At 51.7% G+C, this 20,245-nt stretch carries 15 protein-coding genes; 5 read left to right on the top strand and 10 right to left on the bottom strand.

Going from position 1 to position 20,245, the window contains the following annotated elements; genetic code table 11:
- Positions 1-74 precede the first annotated feature (74 nt).
- A complete protein-coding gene (gene gcvP, locus ACO0LL_RS09255; RefSeq protein ID WP_422950562.1) occupies positions 75-2,963 on the top strand; it encodes an aminomethyl-transferring glycine dehydrogenase in 2,889 nt (962 codons plus the stop codon).
- A gap of 67 nt (positions 2,964-3,030) precedes the next feature.
- Here gcvP and ACO0LL_RS09250 read toward each other — a convergent pair whose 3' ends face one another.
- The 4 genes from ACO0LL_RS09250 to ACO0LL_RS09235 form a co-directional block, all read right to left on the bottom strand.
- Positions 3,031-3,276, bottom strand: coding sequence for an Imm32 family immunity protein (locus ACO0LL_RS09250; RefSeq protein ID WP_422950561.1), 246 nt, complete (start codon positions 3,274-3,276; stop codon positions 3,031-3,033).
- Positions 3,277-3,338: 62 nt separating this feature from the next.
- The gene (locus ACO0LL_RS09245; protein WP_422950560.1) at positions 3,339-5,462 is read right to left on the bottom strand and encodes an EAL domain-containing protein; all 2,124 of its coding nucleotides are present in this window, start codon (positions 5,460-5,462) and stop codon (positions 3,339-3,341) included.
- A 306-nt stretch (positions 5,463-5,768) separates the two neighbouring features.
- Complete coding sequence (locus ACO0LL_RS09240; RefSeq protein ID WP_422950559.1) at positions 5,769-6,221, bottom strand: cache domain-containing protein; 453 nt, start codon at positions 6,219-6,221, stop codon at positions 5,769-5,771.
- 134 nt (positions 6,222-6,355) lie between these two features.
- Positions 6,356-6,532, bottom strand: coding sequence for a hypothetical protein (locus ACO0LL_RS09235; protein WP_422950558.1), 177 nt, complete (start codon positions 6,530-6,532; stop codon positions 6,356-6,358).
- Here ACO0LL_RS09235 and ACO0LL_RS09230 point away from each other — a divergent pair.
- Together ACO0LL_RS09230 and ACO0LL_RS09225 are read left to right on the top strand one after the other, a co-directional pair.
- Positions 6,531-6,866: an energy transducer TonB gene (locus ACO0LL_RS09230; RefSeq protein ID WP_422950557.1), complete on the top strand. Its 336-nt coding sequence runs from the start codon at positions 6,531-6,533 to the stop codon at positions 6,864-6,866. The two genes, ACO0LL_RS09235 and ACO0LL_RS09230, sit on opposite strands and share 2 nt — an antisense overlap.
- A gap of 184 nt (positions 6,867-7,050) precedes the next feature.
- Positions 7,051-8,643, top strand: coding sequence for a hypothetical protein (locus tag ACO0LL_RS09225; protein WP_422950556.1), 1,593 nt, complete (start codon positions 7,051-7,053; stop codon positions 8,641-8,643).
- An 11-nt stretch (positions 8,644-8,654) separates the two neighbouring features.
- Here the strand turns inward: ACO0LL_RS09225 and ACO0LL_RS09220 are convergent, their stop codons facing one another.
- From ACO0LL_RS09220 to ACO0LL_RS09205, 4 genes are all read right to left on the bottom strand, one after another.
- Positions 8,655-10,268: a methyl-accepting chemotaxis protein gene (locus ACO0LL_RS09220; RefSeq protein WP_422950555.1), complete on the bottom strand. Its 1,614-nt coding sequence runs from the start codon at positions 10,266-10,268 to the stop codon at positions 8,655-8,657.
- A gap of 310 nt (positions 10,269-10,578) precedes the next feature.
- Positions 10,579-11,829 (bottom strand): cyanophycinase, encoded by a 1,251-nt coding sequence (locus ACO0LL_RS09215; protein WP_422950554.1) that lies wholly within the window; start codon positions 11,827-11,829, stop codon positions 10,579-10,581.
- Positions 11,830-11,958: 129 nt separating this feature from the next.
- On the bottom strand, positions 11,959-14,673 hold the full coding sequence (locus tag ACO0LL_RS09210; protein WP_422950553.1) for a TonB-dependent receptor: 2,715 nt from the start codon (positions 14,671-14,673) through the stop codon (positions 11,959-11,961).
- A gap of 92 nt (positions 14,674-14,765) precedes the next feature.
- Entirely contained in the window at positions 14,766-15,719 is a 954-nt protein-coding gene (locus tag ACO0LL_RS09205) for a MurR/RpiR family transcriptional regulator (protein ID WP_422950552.1), read from the bottom strand.
- Between the two features lie 318 nt (positions 15,720-16,037).
- On the opposite strand from ACO0LL_RS09205, the gene ACO0LL_RS09200 reads away from it, so the two are divergent.
- Both ACO0LL_RS09200 and ACO0LL_RS09195 read left to right on the top strand, forming a co-directional pair.
- Complete coding sequence (locus ACO0LL_RS09200) at positions 16,038-17,156, top strand: succinylglutamate desuccinylase/aspartoacylase family protein (protein ID WP_422950551.1); 1,119 nt, start codon at positions 16,038-16,040, stop codon at positions 17,154-17,156.
- Between the two features lie 13 nt (positions 17,157-17,169).
- Positions 17,170-18,561 (top strand): YfcC family protein, encoded by a 1,392-nt coding sequence (locus ACO0LL_RS09195; protein WP_422950550.1) that lies wholly within the window; start codon positions 17,170-17,172, stop codon positions 18,559-18,561.
- Between the two features lie 41 nt (positions 18,562-18,602).
- Here the strand turns inward: ACO0LL_RS09195 and phnE are convergent, their stop codons facing one another.
- Complete coding sequence (phnE, locus tag ACO0LL_RS09190; protein ID WP_422950549.1) at positions 18,603-19,406, bottom strand: phosphonate ABC transporter, permease protein PhnE; 804 nt, start codon at positions 19,404-19,406, stop codon at positions 18,603-18,605.
- Positions 19,403-20,242: a PhnE/PtxC family ABC transporter permease gene (locus ACO0LL_RS09185; RefSeq protein WP_422950548.1), complete on the bottom strand. Its 840-nt coding sequence runs from the start codon at positions 20,240-20,242 to the stop codon at positions 19,403-19,405. Before ACO0LL_RS09185 ends, phnE begins: the two co-directional genes overlap by 4 nt.
- Positions 20,243-20,245 lie beyond the last annotated feature (3 nt).

The raw sequence follows: 20,245 nt of genomic DNA, 5'->3' as shown, positions 1-20,245 counted from the left end.
GGATTTGCCTGTTGCGGTTTACTCCGCATAGCTACACCTGATATTCCACGTTACTCTTCTGTACCCCATATACCATGACCCGTCCTTCACTGACCCAACTGGAAGCGCATGACGCTTTCATCGCTCGCCATATCGGCCCTTCTGAAGCAGAACAAGCCGCCATGCTGAAAACCCTGGGCTATGCTGACCGCACAGCCCTGATAGATGCCATCGTCCCGGCCAATATCCGCCGTCACGATGTGCTGCCACTGGCGCAATTCACAGAAGCCAAGTCCGAACAGGAAGCACTGGCTACATTGAAGGCACTGGCGTCAAAAAACCGTGTACTGAAGTCCTTGATCGGTCAGGGTTATTACAATACGCATACGCCTGGCGTGATCCTGCGCAATATTTTTGAAAACCCTGCCTGGTATACCGCTTACACACCATATCAGCCAGAGATTTCCCAGGGCCGTCTGGAAGCCATCCTGAACTTCCAGCAAGTCATCACTGACCTGACTGGCATGGACATCGCCAATGCCTCCATGCTGGATGAAGGCACGGCTGCGGCTGAAGCCATGACGTTGATACAGCGCGTAGGCAAATCCAAATCCAATGTGTTTTATGTCGCTGCCGATGTTTTGCCACAAACCCGCGAAATCATAGAAACCCGCGCCAAGCCGCTGGGCATAGAAGTACGCACATGCGCTGGCAATGAAGCGCTGGACAATGATTGCTTTGGCGTCCTGTTGCAATACCCTGGTGTTGATGGTTCCATCGTGGATTACCGCGAATACGCGGCAGCCTTGCATGCCAAGGGCGCTATGGTCATCGCTGCTGCTGATCTGCTGGCACTGACACTGATCGCTTCACCAGGCGAGTGGGGCGCCGACGTTGTCGTTGGTAACAGCCAGCGCTTTGGCGTACCACTGGGCTTTGGTGGCCCGCACGCGGGTTACATGGGTACGCGCGATGCATTCAAACGCAGCATGCCTGGCCGTCTGGTTGGCGTGACGGTTGATGCACAAGGCAACAAGGCTTATCGCCTGGCCCTGCAAACACGCGAGCAACATATCCGCCGCGAAAAAGCCACATCGAATATCTGTACCGCACAAGTATTGCTGGCAGTGATTGCCTCCATGTATGCTGTTTATCACGGCCCTGCAGGCTTGCGCCAGATCGCCTTGCGCGTACACCGTCTGACGGGTGTTCTGGCTGGCGGCCTGAAACAACAAGGCCTGGCTATCGCCAACACGACTTACTTTGACACGTTGACAGTCAATGTCGCCAATGCGGCTGCCTATCACCAGGCCGCCGAGGCTGCTGGCTACAACCTGCGCCAGATCAGCGCAACGCAAGTTGGCGTGTCTCTGGATGAAACAGTCACACGTGCTGATGTTGAAGCGCTGTGGGCGATTTTTGCCAAGGCCAGCGGCGTAGCTACAGCACCAGATTTTGCAGCGATAGAAGCTGGCGTCAATGATGCTTACCCGGCAGCGCTGACACGTGGCACGACTTACCTGACACACCCAACTTTCAATCGCTATCACGCAGAACATGAAATGCTGCGTTACCTGCGCAGCCTGGCTGACAAGGACCTGGCGCTGGACCGCACCATGATACCCCTGGGTTCATGCACAATGAAACTCAATGCCACCAGCGAAATGATACCCGTGACATGGCCAGAATTCTCCAGCATCCATCCGTTCGCGCCAAATGACCAGACCATCGGTTACCGCGAAATGATCGACCAGCTGGAAGCCATGCTGTGCGCTGCAACTGGCTATGACGCTGTATCCCTGCAACCAAATGCCGGTTCACAAGGTGAATACGCAGGCTTGCTGGTGATCCAGGCTTACCATGCTTCGCGTGGTGAAGCACACCGCAATATCTGCCTGATTCCATCTTCTGCTCACGGCACCAATCCAGCATCTGCCAGCATGGTAGGTATGGACGTGGTCGTGGTGGCCTGCGATGACAAGGGCAACGTTGACCTCGCTGACCTGCAAGCCAAGGCAGAAAAACACAGTGCCAACCTGGCAGCAGCGATGGTGACTTATCCATCCACGCATGGTGTGTTTGAAGAGGGTATACAGCAATTGTGCGAAATCGTGCATAGCCATGGTGGCCAAGTCTATGTCGACGGTGCCAACATGAATGCGCTGGTTGGTGTAGCAGCACCAGGCAAGTTCGGTGGCGATGTCAGCCATCTGAACCTGCACAAGACTTTCTGTATCCCTCACGGTGGTGGCGGCCCAGGTGTAGGCCCGGTTGCAGTTGGTGCACATCTGGCGAAGTTCCTGCCTAACCAGAAATCCACTGGTTATGTCCGTGGTGAAGATGGCATTTCTGCTGTTAGTGCAGCACCATTTGGCTCTGCCAGTATCTTGCCTATCTCGTGGATGTACATCGCGATGATGGGTGCAGAAGGCTTGAAGGCAGCGACAGAAACCGCGATCCTGGCAGCGAACTACATCGCCAAACGCCTGGCCCCGCATTACCCTGTACTGTACAGTGGTCATGATGGTCTGGTTGCGCATGAGTGCATCCTGGATCTGCGTCCATTGACAGATGCGACTGGCATTTCCAATGAAGACGTGGCCAAACGCCTCATCGACTTTGGTTTCCACGCACCGACCATGAGCTTCCCTGTGCCTGGTACTTTGATGATAGAACCGACAGAAAGCGAATCTCAGGCTGAACTCGATCGCTTCATTGATGCCATGATCAGCATCCGTGAAGAAATCGCCAAGGTAGCCAGTGGTGAATTTGATGCCAAGGACAATCCGCTGAAACATGCACCACACACGGCAGAAGTATTGATCGCCAATGACTGGCCACATGCTTACAGCCGTGAAGTGGCAGCTTACCCTGTAGCTTCGCTGCGCAAAAATAAATACTTTGCACCGGTTGGCCGTGCAGACAATGTCTATGGTGACCGTAATCTGTTCTGCTCTTGCATACCAGTTAGTGATTACGAATAAATATTGACGGCTTTGCTCAAAAATGAAAACGGACATGCTTGCATGTCCGTTTTTTCCTTATTGCAGTTCAGTTCTGAGAGCTTGGTTTGTACAATACGAATTGTGGTGAACCTTCAAAACTCTTGTCTGCATCTGACAAATGTCTGTGCTCCCAATTTGAATTGTCACGTTCCATATCATCAGCGGCAGAATTTATAAACCTTGCTATTTTGCGTAGTTCTTGCACCGAGGCTACCAACGTGATTTCTGCGAGCTCATCAGGAACTATGTCTTCTGATGCCAGTTCTGTATTTTTATATCCATAAATTTTCAATGCGTGCTCCTGACAATTGCTGATATTTATATAATCAACGATATATCAGAATTATGCACTCTTCAATTCGGCATCAACACGGGAATAGGGGCATGTGCAGTAATCCCAAGACGCAGCATTTTCGCAAATTGCTCAGCCGCCAGTGGCCGGCTAAAAATATAGCCTTGTCCTTCTTCACAATGCTGTGCTTTCAAGAAGGATAATTGCCCCTGTTTTTCTATACCCTCTGCAATGACTTTCTGTTTCAGGCTGTTGCCCATGGCAATGACGGCGCTGACGATAATGCCATCACCATCGGTTTTGCTGGCACCGATTTCACTGACAAATGACTGGTCAATTTTCAAGACATCAATAGGAAATTGATTCAGGTAACTCAGGCTGGAATAGCCAGTACCAAAATCATCGACAGCCAGTTGTATGCCCATGTCTTTCAATTGCTGGAGTATGGCGATGCTGGTCTCTGCATCTCGCATCAATACACTCTCGGTGATTTCCAGTTGCAGGCAATTGGGAGAAAGCCCGGTTTCCTGCAAGATGGCGCGTACAGTTCCAACAAAATCCTGGCGACGAAATTCGACGGCAGAAATATTGACGGCAATTTCAGCAATCGTTAATCCTGCATCCTGCCATTTCTTGGTCTGTATGCAGGCCTCACGCAAGACCCAGCGGCCTAGCGGGATGATGACGCCGCAGTCTTCTGCAATGCCGATAAAACGTATCGGTGGCACCATGCCCCATTGTGGATGTGACCAGCGCAACAAGGCTTCGGCGCCGGTAATTGCACCGCTTTTGAGGTTGATCTTGGGTTGGTAATGCAGAGAAAATTCATTACGTATCATTGCCAGCCGCAAGTTGGCTTCTATGACTTGTCGCTCAACGGCACGCACATTCATTTCTGGCTTGAAGAACTGGAAGTTGTTACGGCCTTTTTCCTTGGCCTGGTACATCGCCGTATCAGCATTTTTTATCAAGGTATCTGCATCTGCACCGTCGGCTGGATAGGAGCTGATACCTATGCTGGTGGTGACATACAGTTCATGGCCATTGATGCTATGTGGCGTTGCCAGCGACTTCAATAACTTCTCGGCAGTGAAGGCTGCATTTTCGGCAGACTTGTCATCTGTCACGAGTATGACGAATTCATCGCCACCCTGACGGCTGACCGTATCAGAACTACGCACGCAGGCACACAAGCGTTCGGTTACCGATTTCAACAACAGATCGCCAAGGGCGTGACCGAGGGAGTCGTTGATATGCTTGAAGTTATCCAGGTCCAGGAACAGCACCGCAAGATGAGTCTCTCGTCTTTTGGCAAGGCCTATGGCCTGCGCAATACGGTCATTCAGCAGCGCACGGTTGGGCAGGTTGGTCAGGAAGTCGTGTTGTGCCAGATGCGCCATTTTTACTGCCATGGCCTGGGTGGCTGTGATGTCACGAAACACCATGACTGCGCCGGACAGTTTGCCGTAGGCATCATGAATGGGTGCTGTAGAATCTTCTATGGCTACCTCACTGCCATCACGTCTCAGTAGTATGGTGCCTGGCGTCAGTGTGGTGGCGGTATCTTGCTGCAATACCTGCATGACAGGATTGGCTTTGACCTGCCTGTTTTCACTTTGTATCAACGGCATGACGGCACTGATGGGCTGTCCCTGAGCTTCTTCCCGTTTCCATAAAGTGATGTGTTCTGCGGCGACATTGAGGTAATCAATGTTGCCATCCATGTCTGTACCTACGACGGCATCGCCAATAGAGTTAAGCGTGATTTCTGCCCGCGCTTTTTCCAGGTAGGCTGCATCTTCCACAGCTTTGCGCTGAATAATATTGCGCAGTGATTGCGGCACCAGGTAACTGGAAAAATGACCGCGTGTTAAGAAACCCTGTGCACCTAGTTCCACCGCAGCTATCGCCAGCGTATGATCTGTGTCGCAGATAGTCAGTATCGGGATTTTGGGCACAATGGCAAATAAATGCTGGAAGCTGGCTATGCCTTTGCTGTCGGGTAAGGTGCAGTCGAGCAAGATGATGTCGATAGGCTTGCTCTTATCTTGTAAATGTTCCACGGCAGCGAACATGCTGTCTGCGAACACGGTTTCGTAATAACCGTCACGGGCTTTGAGAAGCGCCTCCTGCAGTGCCAGGGCATCGGCAATGACAGGGGTAACAACGAGAATTCGCTTGACCATGAATAGCTTCCTTATCAACATTCGCGAGTGGGGCAAGCAGCGGCAATTGCCAGCCAGGCCGTACACCATCCGCCATCAACTCTTGCAAGGGCAAAAACTTTCTTTTTGCCATCTAAGCTGAGGCTAACCTGCGGGAGAGCGCTGCGTCTGTGCGATACCGTACAAAATGCGAGGGGAAGGGGCGATGCGCACGTATGCCGGGGGAGTTGTGGGGCAGGGACAAGAAAATACAGTTTGAAGCCACCCTGTTGCTTGCCGGCGTGAACAATAGAGTGTAAGGGTGTAAGGGTGCAAAGATGCCCTGAGTTATTTTCCTTTATAGATGCCAGCTTCAAGTATCACGTCATTATTGCGGAAAATATAGGTAGTCTTGTTTTCTATCTGCTTGCTGACAGGATTATTGTAGCGGTAATCTACCCAGCCTTTACCCTTGCTCTTGGCCAGCGCAATAATCTCTTTGCGATAGTATTTGCCATCAGCATCTGGCAAATCCAGCATGTTCTTGCCTATCAATTTGGGATTGATAGGGTGAGCAATGACGATGCCATCAAGACCGCGTACATACAGGTAAATCGAGCCATTGATAAAGTCGGGATTTTTATTATTGATTTCCTGTACCAGTGCATCCTTGCCATTTTTTTGCATATAGGCCAGGCCCTTTTCCACCATGGCGATGGCATCGACGGGATTGTCGTCGGCCATGACAAATTGCCATGGGGCTGCCAGTAGCAATGCCAGCATTAATTTGAGGATTTTCATGCCTTCTCTCCCTAAAACATTCTGTTTTTATCATCAACTTCTTTGGCAGCAAGATGTCTGATTTAAGACTAGTGGAGATAGGGCATAAAAGCAAAGCCGCTATGCATGGAAGCAACAATTCTTAACGAGTATTGTCATAGCGCAAAGGGAATGATTCCAGATAATAAGCAGGCACAATCTTTAACATTCCAGCTATGAATTTCCTCATGAAAATATTGCGCTGCGGAAAAAATGTGCAGTAAAATACGCACCTGTTTCCATGTGGCAATATCAAACTTTTCCCTGAATTCTGTTTCTAATTTTACTCCCATGAAAAAATTACTTCTCGCTACCGCTATCCTCGTTTCTTCTTTTTCCGCATTTGCCAGTGAAGTTGCTCCTGCTCTCGACAAGCAAACTTGCGAAAAACCTGTTTATCCAAAATCAGCCCTGATGAATGAAGAAACCGGCACCGTTGTATTGTCCGTGTTGATTGGCCCTGACGGCGCGGTAGTTGATTCCAAAGTGGAAAAATCCAGTGGTTCCAAGGCTTTGGACAAGGCAACACAGAAAATTTACACTTCCTGCAAATTCAAACCAGGTGCTAAAGATGGCAAGCCACAACAAGCCTGGACCAAGCTGGAATATGTCTGGAGCCTTTCCTGATCAGGCATGCTGTTTGCTGATCAGTTGGTAAAAACAAGAGAGATGCCCTGGCATCTCTTTTTTTATGTGCAAAGCAATATGAATTTTTCTGATTTTTCATACTTGTTTGCTAAAGAAATAATGAACATTGTCGATAATCAATTGAAGATTAAGCAAGGATTTATTTCAAGGACGTAAGCAAGCCATGTCAACTATCTCTACCAGTTTGAATACGGTGGTAAGCCCTGGCGTTGGTCAGGCACAGATTCAGACGCAGAATGTGAACCCTCAGCTTGCGCCTGCCTCATCCGCCCCTGCATCAACGTCGGTGGTGCCGCCTGCAAGTTCTTATCAAGTCAATCTACGCTCCTCTGCTAGTGGCACGGTAGGGCAGACTTATAATCAGGCCGGTGTTGTATCTGCATCTGCATCCGCAACCGTGGCTCCTACGGCATGGTGGGAAAACAAGGGCGATGATCATTTCAGTTATCTGCTTGAACAAAATGCCGTGTCGGCGACGACCACAGCAGGGCGTTTCAATGGTCTTGCTAGCGGGCTTATAGAACGCCTGCATGTGACAGGTGCTAACGTGAAGCAGGCATATATCACAACCTCGGTGGATGCCGATGCAGGCAGCAAGGCTGTGGCTGAAGCAGGGCAGGTCAGTTTGAGTGACCTGCGTGACCGTCCTGACCAAAGCCTGGGGCTGAGTGTCAAACTCGCTTCCGGGCAGAAGGTCAGCCTGTCTATCAAGAGCAATGCCGGTGGCCTCAGTGTAGAGGCCAGCAGTGATACAGAGTTGAGCGAGACTGACAGCAAGGCGCTTGAGAAGCTTGCGGCCGGTCTGGAGGCCGCGGCGCAAAGTTATTTTGGCGAGCAGAAGATCAACCTCAATGCCTTGTCTGGCTTTGATACTTCCGTCGTCAGTTCGCTGGAATTGAATATCAAGTCAGGTGACAGGCAAGTCGATTTCCGGATAGATCAGTCACATCATCAGCTCAAACTGACGTCACCCAGTGGCGTGATTGATATTGATGTCAAGCACGACAATGCGGGCCTCAGGGGAAATGCGACTCAAAGGGAGCAGGCTATCCAGCAATTCCTGGGGCAAATCGATAGTGCTGCCAAGCGTGGTCATGCAGATGAAGGCTTGATAGCGCAGTACAAGGAAGCTTTTTCTGCCGTACAAAAAATCAATACCACAGATGATGCTGACAATCTTTCAGCGCTGACACCTGCCAAAGCTCCATCGTTCTGGGATGCCGGCGCCGGTTCCCTGCTCACTGGACTGGCAGATTTTGACGCAAAGATTACAGGTGAGACAACGACGCCAAATCCTTTGCGTTTGCAGGAAAACGATTATTTCAATTTCCAGACCAGCCAGAAGACGACACAGGAAGGTCAGTTATCGAGTGGAAAAATCAGCCAGAAGCTGGAATCCAGCCTCAGTGCAGCTTTCCACCTTGAGTTAAAGTCTGGCAAAAAACCGGAGTTAGGCGAGAGCAAGAACTCGCAGAATTATCGCTACTTCAAAGTAGATGATCATGAGAGCAGCAAGCTCGAATTAGGATTTGAAAAAAATCAATTGAATAGTGCGCGGCTGGAAAAAAGCCATGACCGCAATCTGAGCATCTCCAGTTATGAATTCGGTAAGCTCATTGATAGCACAACTGTGCCGGATAAACAGACAACCGTGATTGATTTCTCAGCCAATGCGACCCGCGACAATACGGCAACTGAGCAGGCTTTGCAGCGCCAGCGCATCATTACCGGATTGAGCGGGACAATCTTTCTCTAAGTGATAGTTCCCTAGCGCAAGCGGCGTGGCTGATTCACCTGGCTAGTTGGCGCTGGACGCACGCTGGCACGGCTGATTTGAGGCTGAGGCGCAGCACCAGCTTGTTGCTGCACCTTGAAAATATTGACCACCTGCGCCAGCGCAGCAGCCTGTTCATTCATGGCCTGGGCAGCAGCAGATGCCTGTTCTACCAGTGCGGCATTTTGCTGCGTCATATTATCCATATCCACAATCGCATGATTGACCTGTTCTATGCCTGAGCTTTGCTCCTGGCTGGCTGATGCAATCTCGGCGACGATGTCGGTCACGCGCTTGACGCTGGCCACCACCTCATCCATGGTGGAGCCGGCGATGGCAACCAGCTTGCCGCCTTCTTCTACTTTTTCTGCCGAGCTGTCTATCAGGGTCTTGATTTCTTTGGCGGCAGAGGCCGAGCGTTGCGCCAGGTTACGTACTTCGCTGGCAACTACGGCAAAACCACGACCCTGTTCACCGGCACGCGCAGCTTCGACGGCAGCATTCAAGGCGAGGATATTGGTCTGGAAGGCAATGCCGTCAATCACGCTGATGATATCGACGATTTTTTTCGATGACTCATTGATAGAACCCATGGTAGCCACCACTTTGCCTACGACGCTGCCGCCCTGGGTTGCTACTTCAGATGCCGAGATCGCCAATTGATTTGCCTGTCTGGCATTGTCGGCATTTTGCTTGACGGTGGAAGTCAGTTCTTCCATGGTGGATGAAGTTTCTTCCAGTGCACCTGCCTGTTGCTCGGTACGGTTAGACAAATCCAGGTTGCCTGAGGCAATTTCACCAGATGCCGTGGCGATGGATTCTGAGCCTGTACGCACTTCACTGACGACAGAGGCCAGCTTGTCGCGCATGCTCTTGATCGCAAACAGCAGGCTGGACTGGTCATTATCCTTGACTTGTATATCCGCAGTCAGGTCACCTTCGGCTATATGGCCCACTACCTCGGCCGCATAAGCGGGTTCGCCGCCCAGTTGACCGAGAATCGTGCGTGTCATGTGCCAGGCAAGGGCACCGACCATGGCCATCATGAGAGAGCCCAGGCCGAGCAGGATGCCAGCCTGCTGCCAGAAGGCTTCGTTAATATCGTCCAGATAAGTACCGGTACCCACCAGCCATTCCCACGGGGCAAAGCGCATGACGGCATAGATTTTCTCTACCTGTCCTTGCACGCCAGGCCGGGTGCCCAGGGCCTGCACTACACCTATTTTATTTTTTTCAAGGGCAGCACGATAGCGGTCTCCGGATTCCTTCATATCCTTTTGCGGCACGCCAATGCGGTCTGCCTTGGGGTGCACGAGCAACAAATCATCGTTATAGCCGCGCACGAAGAAATACATTTCATCTTTATGAAAACTGGAAATCGCCAGCTTGGCCTGCTTTTGCGCATCTTCCCGTGAAAGTTTGCCTGATTGTTCCAGTGCATAGGCCTTTGCTATGGCGGCATCGGCCATTTCCACCATATTGGAAATCTGCTCAGTGCGCTCCTTGGTCATGGTCTGGCGCAGGGAATATAGCGAAATGGCAGAAATAACGGAGATGCCAAACAGGGTGATGGCGCACAGCAAGATGATGCGGGTGCTGAGTTTCATGGTGTGGTCTCACTGGTTTGCTGCAGTATGCCGCGATGCCGGACGGAAGCAAGAGAGAAAAACGGATATCACCTCGGGCTCCCGCCTGCATCTGAGGCAGGCCTGCATAGTTTATTAATTGGCGATCACGCAATGTGGCCCGCAAGGTGCAGGGTAAGCGTTATCTGGATTGTAAGTGAAGCCAAGATGCCTGAGAGGAAGAATTTGCAAACAAACGACAAATCAGAGCATGGATCTTGTGCTATGGGAGGGAAACAGGGTGGCGTCAAAGCCACCCACCCTGCTTGCTGGAGCCTGCTGTCAGGCTTGTTTATTTGTAAAGTGGCAGGTTCATGCTGACTGGTCTTATGTCCAGACGCAAATTGTGCACGGTATAACTTTCCGCACCAGAGGCATTGGAATAATAGCCCTGACTGTCCGCCACTTTGCTGAAGTTGAATTCAAAACCCAGCTCAGGCTGTGTATCCATGCCAAAAGCCAGGCCAATCGCGCGTTCCTGCTTGCTGTCAATCAAATGAAACATGAGGTCGGTGACTACGGTATTGGCCAGGATATCAGGATAAAAACGCTGGTCGGTATTGTAGGCCTGTGCGGGATTGAGCTTGTTTTGCAGCTTGTCAACTGAAGGCGTCAGTGTCCTGGTGTGTAAATTAAAGCGGTCACCCCTGTCCAGATAACTGATGCGGGCATTGCTGATATTGAAATTCTTTTGTGCACCATCGGTCGATGCCTGGCTAAGGTCAAACAGGATCGCGCCTTTATAGCCTATGACCTCAACTTCACCCTGATTGCTGACCACCATGGCAGTATTTTCATCAACACCCAGGCCCAGCTTGTAATTCTTTTTGAGCATGACAGGCAGCATGCGGGCAAAGCGGCCACGGATGATCAGGTGCTGATCTATGAATACATCAGGGCCGATGAAGCCCAGGCCAGCGGCAATCTCTTTGCCATCAGTGACGCCCAGCTTGAGAGTAGGCAGCACAGGCTTGGCATCATAAAACATCGTGGTACTCATGATGGCGGCACCAGCGCTACTGCCAGCGATGACGCCACCGCGTTGATATAGCGCCCAGATCGCATCCAGCATCGCTGTCCTGCTGCCATCTGGCTTGACCAGCGCCTGCAGGATGCGACCCTGGTCGCCGCCGGTGAAAAATACGCCACTGGCATTGTTGAGCTTGCCTAGCCAAGCCGAGTCGTTGACGATGTCTTGCGGCTTGAATTGCGCGTGCTTGACCGACAGTGGAACCAAAAAAGCCTGGGCGCCATGCTGGTTCAGGGATTCAACCGCAAAGCCCCCAGATTTTTCCGGGCTGCCAGCCGCCGCCGGGATGACTGCAATCCTGGCTCCCTTGCCACCAGCCTGTTGCACGATACGCTGCCAGACTACAGAATTATCAACCCGCAAGGCACCCCCTATGATGACGAGTGAGCCTTTTGATTGTTGCTGGGTGTTGTCTTCTGCGTGAGCATTCATGGGCAATTGCCAGATTAAAAGAGTTAGCCAGCTTAGCAAACTACGCAATAGCCAACTGGAGTTTTTCAGAGAAATTGTCATTATTTTCATCCTGATTTTTTGATATTGTAAGTGATTCAATTCAACACTATCTGTGTGAATTTAAAAAAAGGGGACAAGCAAAAATCTTGTCCCCGAACGCGCTGCTTTGGAAGTGATTATTGATGCTACTTATTTAAACGAATAATTACCCGAGATATAAACGAAGCGGCCACGTGGGTCGGTATAGCTGGGGTCATAACCAGCGATGAAGCTATATACCTGGTTGGAACGTGGCGGATTGGTATCCAGCAGGTTTTTGATGCCTGCACGCAGGCTGAATGCCTTGCTGAATTTATAGCTGCCACTCAAATCCCACAAGACATAGGCGGGCACGTCACGGGTACTGCCATCAGCCAGGGCATTCTGGTCGTGATAGCCCTGGTAGTAAGTCTGTTGCAGTGTCGCGCCCCATGGGCCACGGTCAAAGTCGAATGTCAGGGTATGTCTCCAGCGTTGTACTACCTGGGTGTCGGTATAGATGCCGACGCCATTCACTTCGGGGCTGGCAGCTGTGTTACGGGTCTTGTAGTCGATGACATAGGTGCCGTTCAGGCTGACATTGAATTTGCCCAGGCTGTTTTCTGGTAATTTCCAGTTGACGTTGATATCCACACCTGAGGTTTTCAGCGAACCTATATTTTTCACACGACCATCGACGGACAATATAGGGCCGGGGATGCCTGGCAGGCTGGGGTCAGCCGCGCCACGTATCGCGTAGCCTGGGTTGGACTTGGGGTCGCTGAAGTAAGCACCTTCGTTGGCCAGCAAGGTGTCAGACTTTTCTATGCGCCAGTAATCGAGGGAGGCGGTCAGGCTGCGGCTGGGTTCGACCACAAAGCCTGCAGAGAACTGCTTCGATGTCTCAGGCTTGAGATTGGCCGTACCACCCTTGATCAGGTCTGGCTGTATGCCACAGTAATCAGGGTTCTTGGTATTGTCGATATTGCCGGTCTTGATGCAACCAAGCGGGTCATTATAGATACCGCTGGTCTGGCCTGTACGTGCTAGTTCATTGATGTCAGCCAGGCTGGGTGCACGGAAGCCGGCACTATAAGAGCCGCGTACCACGACTTCTTTGGCAGGTGTCCAGCGCAGGCCAAATTTTGGATTGGTAGTGCTGCCCACATCGTTATAGCTGTCATGGCGTACGGCGGCCTGGGCTTCGAGGTTGCTGAGTATGGGCAAATTCAATTCGGCAAACAGGGCTTTGACTGTACGGCTGCCACCATAGGCGGATGCAGCACCGTCACCGCGTATCTCGCCAGCAGCCAGCAGGGCAGAGGGAGTGAATTCCAGTTTCTCACGACGGTATTCTGCTCCTATCGCCAGACCGGCATTGCCACCTGCCATGGCAAACAATTCGCGTGAAGCCTTGATGTCAAAAGCATCGGTCGTGGCTCTGGACTGGCGCGCAGCATCGCTGATTTTTGCTGCGTTCAACAGACTCGTACCTTCAGTCCCTGATGGGCCAAAAGGATTGATCTTGCCTGTCAAAAAGGCGCTGTCAAAAGCCGATGTCCTGACGTAGCCATCGACATATTTGTCATCAACCTTGCTGACGCTATGATTCAGGGCAGTATCATAATCCCAGCCAGCAATTGTGCCTTTGGCACCAACTATCAGGCGTTGCGCAACCGCATTCACTTCATTGGTGCGTGGGCCTGCCGCACTGAGGCGCAAGCCTACGCGCAAAGGTGTTTTGTTGGTCGTGATCAGGTCATTCGGATAGTAAATTCCAGTGACAGGGTAATTCAGATTAGTCACCGTTAGCGGGCTGATGCGGTAAGTGGTTTTGGTGTCGCTGTGGAGCACTTCTGCAAACAGGGTATTGTCAGCATCAATGGCAAACTGGGCTCGGCCTAGCAGTGACGCACGCTGGGATTCAGGGAAAATCTCGGTGTCATGCATGTAATCATACAAACAGGCTTTGCTGCCGACAAAGCTGTCTGCCGCAAACACTGTGGCTGGTGGGTTGCAAGTTGGGGCACTGGGGTTCAGACGAGAACCGGTAGCACCACCACTGGCTGTAGTGCGGCGTACATTCGCCGGGAAAGTATTGGAGCTACCGACATCCAGATTGATGTCGGGCTGATAGGCGGAACCTATCCATGAACGTTGGGTAGAACGCAGGCTGCCGGTGTTCTGGAAATTGGCCACACCCATGAGGTTATACCTGTCCTGGCTCAGGTTGCCTATGCCACCAGACAGGCTGATGATTTTTTTGTCTGCACCACCATGTTGGGTATTGCCCGCATAGGCAGATATTTCTGCCCCCTGGTAATCAGGGCGGGTAATGAAGTTGATGACACCGCCTATCGCATCAGCACCATAGATCGCTGACGCACCATCTTTCAAGACTTCGACACGTTGTATGGCAGCAGATGGGATGGAATTCAAATCCACTCCGGAAGATGTGCCGGGCGAAGCGAAGTTGGCAAGGCGGCGGCCATTCAGCAAGATCAGCGTAGATGACACACCTATGCCACGTAGGTTGGCACCATTGAAGCCGCGTTGCGTACCCCCGTTGTCGCTGAAGCTGGCACCATCAGTCAGGCCAGCAGTGCTGGCCGACACTTTGCTCAATAATTCTGCCGCTGTGGTAACGCCAGACTTTTCTATCGATTCACGGCTGATGATTTGCACAGGCAGGGCAGTTTCTGCATCAATGCGCTTGATTGACGAGCCGGTAATCTCTACTCGCTGCGGTTTGTTGGGATCATTCTCAGTTTGCGCCCATGCGCTTTGCGTACTCATGCCCAGCATCGCCATGACGCTCAGTGCCGACCAGGTTGCGACAGCCAATTTCTTGGGTATGGGCTGACATGCTTGTTTTTTCGTTGCCATTGCCTTCTTCTCCTCAGGTTTTACAGAAATTTAAAAAAAGCATACCCCTCAGGCACTCCGGGGAGTGACTGTGATTCGCTAATTTTGTTTATTTACTTCTTGGGTTTATTGCTATCCGGCTGTGTGTATTTGACGTTGTTGTCAGCGCTATGCAGATAGGCTGATATGGCTTCGGTCAGGCGCATGGCCTTCTCTACGTTCTTTTTATTCGACACCATCATGCTGCTGACCAGGGCTTCGATGACGGCGATCGCGGCACTCGCACTGCTGGGCAAGACACCGTGGGTGCTTGGTGCCAGCAGCAGATAATTACCCAGTTGCGCGATAGGTGAGGCAGGTGAATCGGTGATCGTGACTATGCAGGCACCGTGGTCGCGTACAAACTGCGTGAGCTTGATGACGTCCAGCGCATAGCGTGGGAAAGAGATGACGATGAGTACATCCTTGTCAGTAATATTCGCCAAGTGACCAGCCGCGACTTCAGTACCGCCATACCCCACCACTTCCACCACATGCGAGCAGAATGGCTGCAAATGCAGGGCCAGCATGCCGGCCAGATGGGCGCTGAGTCCAAAGCCCATGACATACACGGTTTTAGCCTTGGCGATGTGGCTGACTACCTCGTTCAGGTCTGATTCAGACATGCCTTGGTTTGCTGCATCAATATTTGCAGCAGCAAACTGCATGCTGGTATGGGCAGGTGAGGGCGCATTCTTTTTTGCTTCTATGGTATTGCGCAGTTTTTCTACTGGCTGAAACACAGCTTGCACCACTTCTGCAATCTGGTTACGCAGCCCCGCATAATTATTAAAGCCCATGTCACGCGCAAAGCGGCTGATGGTGGCGGTTGATACATCACATTGTTCTGCCATGTCTTCTATACCGAGCGCCGTCACCTTGACCTGGTTACGCAAGAGGAAATTGGCAATACGCTTATAGGATGCAGAGCCTTCCTGCAAGACCAGCATCAGTGATTCACCCAGCGTGGATTTGGCAAAGACCATTTCCGGCGAGGCAGATTCAACAGGGGTATTTAATTTTTTCATGTGCCGTATTCGGTAAAGCATTCAGTAAAACATTCAGTAAAACATTGAGTAAAACTTTTTTCGATGAATGAACTGTAGCCCTGTTTAAAAATATTTTCAATACTATTTGTCGTTTTATTTTCATAAATGTAGAATATGTAAAAAATCGTTCATAAACTGCAGTGGAGACGGGTTCAGACAGTGTTGTATTTTTCTGCTTGCAAAAACTGCCATTGTAAAAAACGATGTGACGGCGAGAGTAAAGTCTGCACTATGGGATAAATACTGCATGGGCCAGTTTTTGGGCCTTACCATTACCAACAAAAGAAAAGAGTTTTTATGCAAATACAAAGCCATGCCTTGCCAGATATCAGTAGCGGGACAGTGCGGGAATTGCGGAGTTTTCATTACGGCACTCCAGGCCTGGGCCGCAAGGTGTATATACAGTCGTCCTTGCACGCAGATGAGATACCCGGCATGCTGGTGAATCACTATTTGCGCGAAATGCTGGACCAGTATGAAAAAATTTCTGCGATTGTGGCTGAAATCGTACTAGTGCCAGTGGCCAACCCTATAGGTCTGGCACAAGACATACAGGGCACGGCTTTTGGCCGCTTTGATCTGGCGACAGGCGTCAATTTCAACCGCGGCTATCGCCATCTGACACCGCATCTTTTACCTCTGCTGGAAGGCAGGCTGGGCACGGATGAAAAAGAAAATGTAAAGCTGATACGCGAGCAGGCACTTGCAGCGCTGCAGGCATGGCAGCCAGAAACAGCAACAGAACAGCAAAAGAAAATCCTGCAAACTCTGGCAGCCGATGCTGACATCGTGCTGGACCTGCATTGTGATAATCAGGCTGTCATGCACTTATATACGGGTACTCCGCTGGCGCACGATTGTATGCCGCTGGCAGCTTATCTGGGCGCGCAGGCAGTGCTGGTGTCGGTATTGTCTGGCGATGATCCATTCGATGAATCCTGTTCACGCCACTGGTGGGAGCTGGCGCAACAATTTGGTCAGGCGACGCCTGTTCCAAATGCCTGCCTGTCCATCACGGTGGAATTGCGGGGAGAAACCGAGGTCAGCCATGAGCTGGCGCAGGCAGATGCCACGGCCATCATCAATTTTCTCAGACATGCGGGTTACCTGCGTGGCAAAGCATCGGCCTTACCTCAGGCCTTATGCCAGCCTACACCGCTAGAAGGTGTGGAGCCTCTGCGCGCCCCGCATGCAGGCATCCTGGTATTTACCAGAGAAACAGGCGATCAGGTCAAGGCAGGTGAGAGAGTGGCCGACATCGTTGACCCGATCAGCGCGAAGGTGACGCCAGTACTGGCGACTGTATCCGGCATTTTATTTGCCCGTGTCGCCAGACGCTACGCTACGCACGGCATGCGCATCGCCAAGATCGCTGGGCCTGTTGCCTATCGCAGTGGTAATTTACTGTCCTTGTGACCAGGAGCGCATCATGCTGAAAAAACTCAGATTGCCGAATACCTTTGTCCTGCTGTTTTCCTTGCTGGCACTGATAGCGCTGGCTACCTGGCTGGTACCCGGTGGTAAATATGATACCCATGCGGTGAACGGCAAGACGCTGATAGATCCTGCCAGTTTCCATTACGTCACCAGCAATCCGCAAGGTGCGGTGGCTTTGATGATGGCGCCGATCAAGGGTTTTGTTGAGGCCGCATTGATCATAGGCTTTGTACTCATCGTTGGCGGTGCTTTCGCGGTCTTGCAAAAGACTGAAGCAATAGATGCCATGATCAAATCTGTCGCTCGTGCGCACACGCATTCCAGTCTCGTCAGGGCTGGCATCATTCCCTTGTTCATAACGCTATTTTCTCTGGGTGGGGCGACCTTTGGCATGGCAGAGGAAGCCATACCCTTCGTCATGATCTTTATCCCGCTGGCGCTGGCACTTGGCTATGACTCGGTGATTGGGGTATCAATCCCCTTCGTTGGCTCGCAAGTCGGGTTTGCAGCGGCGTTCCTGAATCCTTTTAATGTTGGTATTGCCCAGGGGATTGCAGGAGTACCGTTATTTTCTGGCATAGGATTCCGGCTTGTTGCGTGGTTGCTGGCGACAGCCGTGACTATTGTTTTTCTCAGCTGGTATGCCGCACGTATCAAGAAAAATCCACAATTAAGTCCGACCTTTGTTCTTGATGAAGAAAAACGCAAAAATCTCAAGATCGATGAATTCACCAGTTTCACCGGCATGACAGCTACTCACAAGGCGGTGCTATGCATGTTTCTGTTGACTCTCATTACCATGGTCGTGGGTGTCGTTAAATACAGCTGGTATATAGAAGAGATTGCTGCCCTGTTCCTGGTCATGGCCATCCTGGTAGGCATAGTCGGCAAACTCAATGCTGATAGTTTTGTCGAAGCCTTTATGCAAGGCGCGAAAGACCTGGTGACCACTGCACTGGTGATAGCCCTGGCACGCGGCACCATGATACTGGCGCGGGACGCGAATATCATCGACACGATGTTGAACTTTCTCATGCCTTTCGTGCAGTCCTCACATCCCATTTTTGCGGCTCACAAGATGTTTGTGATCCAGTCTGTCATCAATTTCTTTATCCATTCCGGTAGCGGGCAGGCGGCACTGACCATGCCCATCATGGCACCGCTGGCTGACCTGGTTGGTGTGACCAGACAGACGGCGATACTGGCATTTCAGTTTGGTGAATTCACGACGCCGATGATACCAACGTCAGGCATCACGGTTGGCGTGCTGGCGCTGGCGCGCATACCATGGGCGACCTGGGCAAAATGGATGATACCCTTGCAGTTACTATACTTTGTCCTGGCCCTGGGATTGCTGGCTTTGTCTTGTGTGATCAGTTGGTAGTGTTAATGGATAATGCTAATGGGCAGTGTTAATGCGTGGTGTTATTGCATCAACCAGCGCCGCACCGCAAAGCTCAATGCATCCACCAAGGCAACCAGTATCAGCATGGCGACGATGACCGTGGCGGCGGTCTGCATCTGGAATAGCGACAGATGGTACTTCAACATCTGTCCTAGGCCGCCAGCACCGACGACACCTAAGATGGCAGCAGCGCGGATATTGTTTTCCCAGCGGTACAGGGTGTAAGAAAGCATTTGCGGCAGGCTTTGTGGCAGCGTCGCATACAGAAAGGCATTGATGGCAGATGCACCGTTCAGGCGTAATGTGGATTCCGCATGCGGCGCAGCGTTTTCCAATACTTCTGCAAACAGACGGCCAAGTACGCCTGTGGTATGGGCGGCCAGCGCAATAGTACCTGCAAATGGGCCCAGGCCAGCTGCGATGAGCATGATGGATGCCCACACGAGTTCGGGTATGGCACGCGCTACATTTAAAAATAAGCGCGTGCTGCTTTTTGCAGTTTTGCCGAAGCGGCCGCTGGCTGGCAGGGCCAGTAACAGACCCAGCATGGCGGCAATCAGGGTGCCCAGTGCCGACATGGCCAGGGTTTCAAAAGAAGCCAGGGCGGTTTTTGTCAGCAGGGCAGGGCTGACATCAGGCGGCGCAAAGCCTAGCAGAAACTCCCAGGTTTTGCCTGCGGCATCGTCGCTGAACAGGGCGCGCCATTCGATATTCAGGCTGACAAAGCTGGCGACGACCAGCAAGATGATGCCTGCACTTAATGCCAGCTTCAACGGACTGAATAGTGCCGGTGCAACTGGCATCTCCTTATCAAGTGCACTCATGCCAGTGCCTTGCGGAATAATTTACTGGCCAGGTCTGCAAGACCCACCAGCAGCACGAACACGATGAGCATGGTGGATACTTCCGCGCCAGACAGCATTTTCATGGATTCATCCATACGCTGACCCAGGCCGCCAGCACCGACAAAACCCATGACGACAGAGCCGCGTATCGCGCATTCCCAGCGATAGATGGTGTAGGAAATCAGTTCTGGTGCAGCATTTGGCAAAGCACCATACAGAAATGCTGTCAGGCGGCTACTGCCATTCCTGAGCAGGCTATCGGTGGCGTGGGCATCACTGGCCTCCAGTATTTCGGCATAGACCTTGCCCAGCATGCCGGCATAGGTCAGGGCGATGGCAAATACGCCCGCAGTCGGCCCCAGCCCGACCAGACGCACTAGCAGCAGGGCCCAGACCAGCTCAGGTACGCTGCGTAATAAAACCAGCTTCCAGCGCATGAGCTGACGCAACAGTCTGGCCATGCCATGCATGCGCCCGCTACCTATGCGTGAGATCGATAAATGCTCATTGACGATCAGGGTCATGGGGATTGCCCCCAGCAGCGCCAGCGTCAGGCCTGCCGTTGCAATGGCGATGGTTTGCCAGCTTGCCTCCAGCACGATGAGTAAAAATTCCGTGGAATGCGCTGGTGGAAAAAAGCCGGATAGGAAGCGCCATGCTGCGCCCAGGCTTTGTGCATCAATCAGTTGCCAGGGTTTGAATTCAGTGATTTGCAGCATGGGCCAGAGCAGCACCAGCATGCACAAGCTGATTGTTACCCGCATGCGCCATGCGGGATCATGTTGTATCTCTGGATGGCTCGCCTGCTGTGTCATCGT

This window comes from Undibacterium sp. TC4M20W (genome assembly GCF_049340245.1).
Taxonomy (GTDB): Bacteria; Pseudomonadota; Gammaproteobacteria; order Burkholderiales; family Burkholderiaceae_D; genus Undibacterium.
This window is presented reverse-complemented; position numbering and strand designations above follow the sequence as displayed.

Coding starts and splice junctions, on each gene's coding strand:
- gcvP (WP_422950562.1), top strand. CDS start 75: ATGACCCGTCCTTCACTGACCCAACTGGAAGCGCATGACGCTTTCATC.
- ACO0LL_RS09220 (WP_422950555.1), bottom strand. CDS start 10,268: ATGAAACTCAGCACCCGCATCATCTTGCTGTGCGCCATCACCCTGTTT.
- ACO0LL_RS09240 (WP_422950559.1), bottom strand. CDS start 6,221: ATGAAAATCCTCAAATTAATGCTGGCATTGCTACTGGCAGCCCCATGG.
- ACO0LL_RS09200 (WP_422950551.1), top strand. CDS start 16,038: ATGCAAATACAAAGCCATGCCTTGCCAGATATCAGTAGCGGGACAGTG.
- ACO0LL_RS09225 (WP_422950556.1), top strand. CDS start 7,051: ATGTCAACTATCTCTACCAGTTTGAATACGGTGGTAAGCCCTGGCGTT.
- ACO0LL_RS09235 (WP_422950558.1), bottom strand. CDS start 6,532: ATGGGAGTAAAATTAGAAACAGAATTCAGGGAAAAGTTTGATATTGCC.
- ACO0LL_RS09195 (WP_422950550.1), top strand. CDS start 17,170: ATGCTGAAAAAACTCAGATTGCCGAATACCTTTGTCCTGCTGTTTTCC.
- ACO0LL_RS09245 (WP_422950560.1), bottom strand. CDS start 5,462: ATGGTCAAGCGAATTCTCGTTGTTACCCCTGTCATTGCCGATGCCCTG.
- ACO0LL_RS09230 (WP_422950557.1), top strand. CDS start 6,531: ATGAAAAAATTACTTCTCGCTACCGCTATCCTCGTTTCTTCTTTTTCC.
- ACO0LL_RS09185 (WP_422950548.1), bottom strand. CDS start 20,242: ATGACACAGCAGGCGAGCCATCCAGAGATACAACATGATCCCGCATGG.
- ACO0LL_RS09215 (WP_422950554.1), bottom strand. CDS start 11,829: ATGACAATTTCTCTGAAAAACTCCAGTTGGCTATTGCGTAGTTTGCTA.
- phnE (WP_422950549.1), bottom strand. CDS start 19,406: ATGAGTGCACTTGATAAGGAGATGCCAGTTGCACCGGCACTATTCAGT.
- ACO0LL_RS09210 (WP_422950553.1), bottom strand. CDS start 14,673: ATGGCAACGAAAAAACAAGCATGTCAGCCCATACCCAAGAAATTGGCT.
- ACO0LL_RS09205 (WP_422950552.1), bottom strand. CDS start 15,719: ATGAAAAAATTAAATACCCCTGTTGAATCTGCCTCGCCGGAAATGGTC.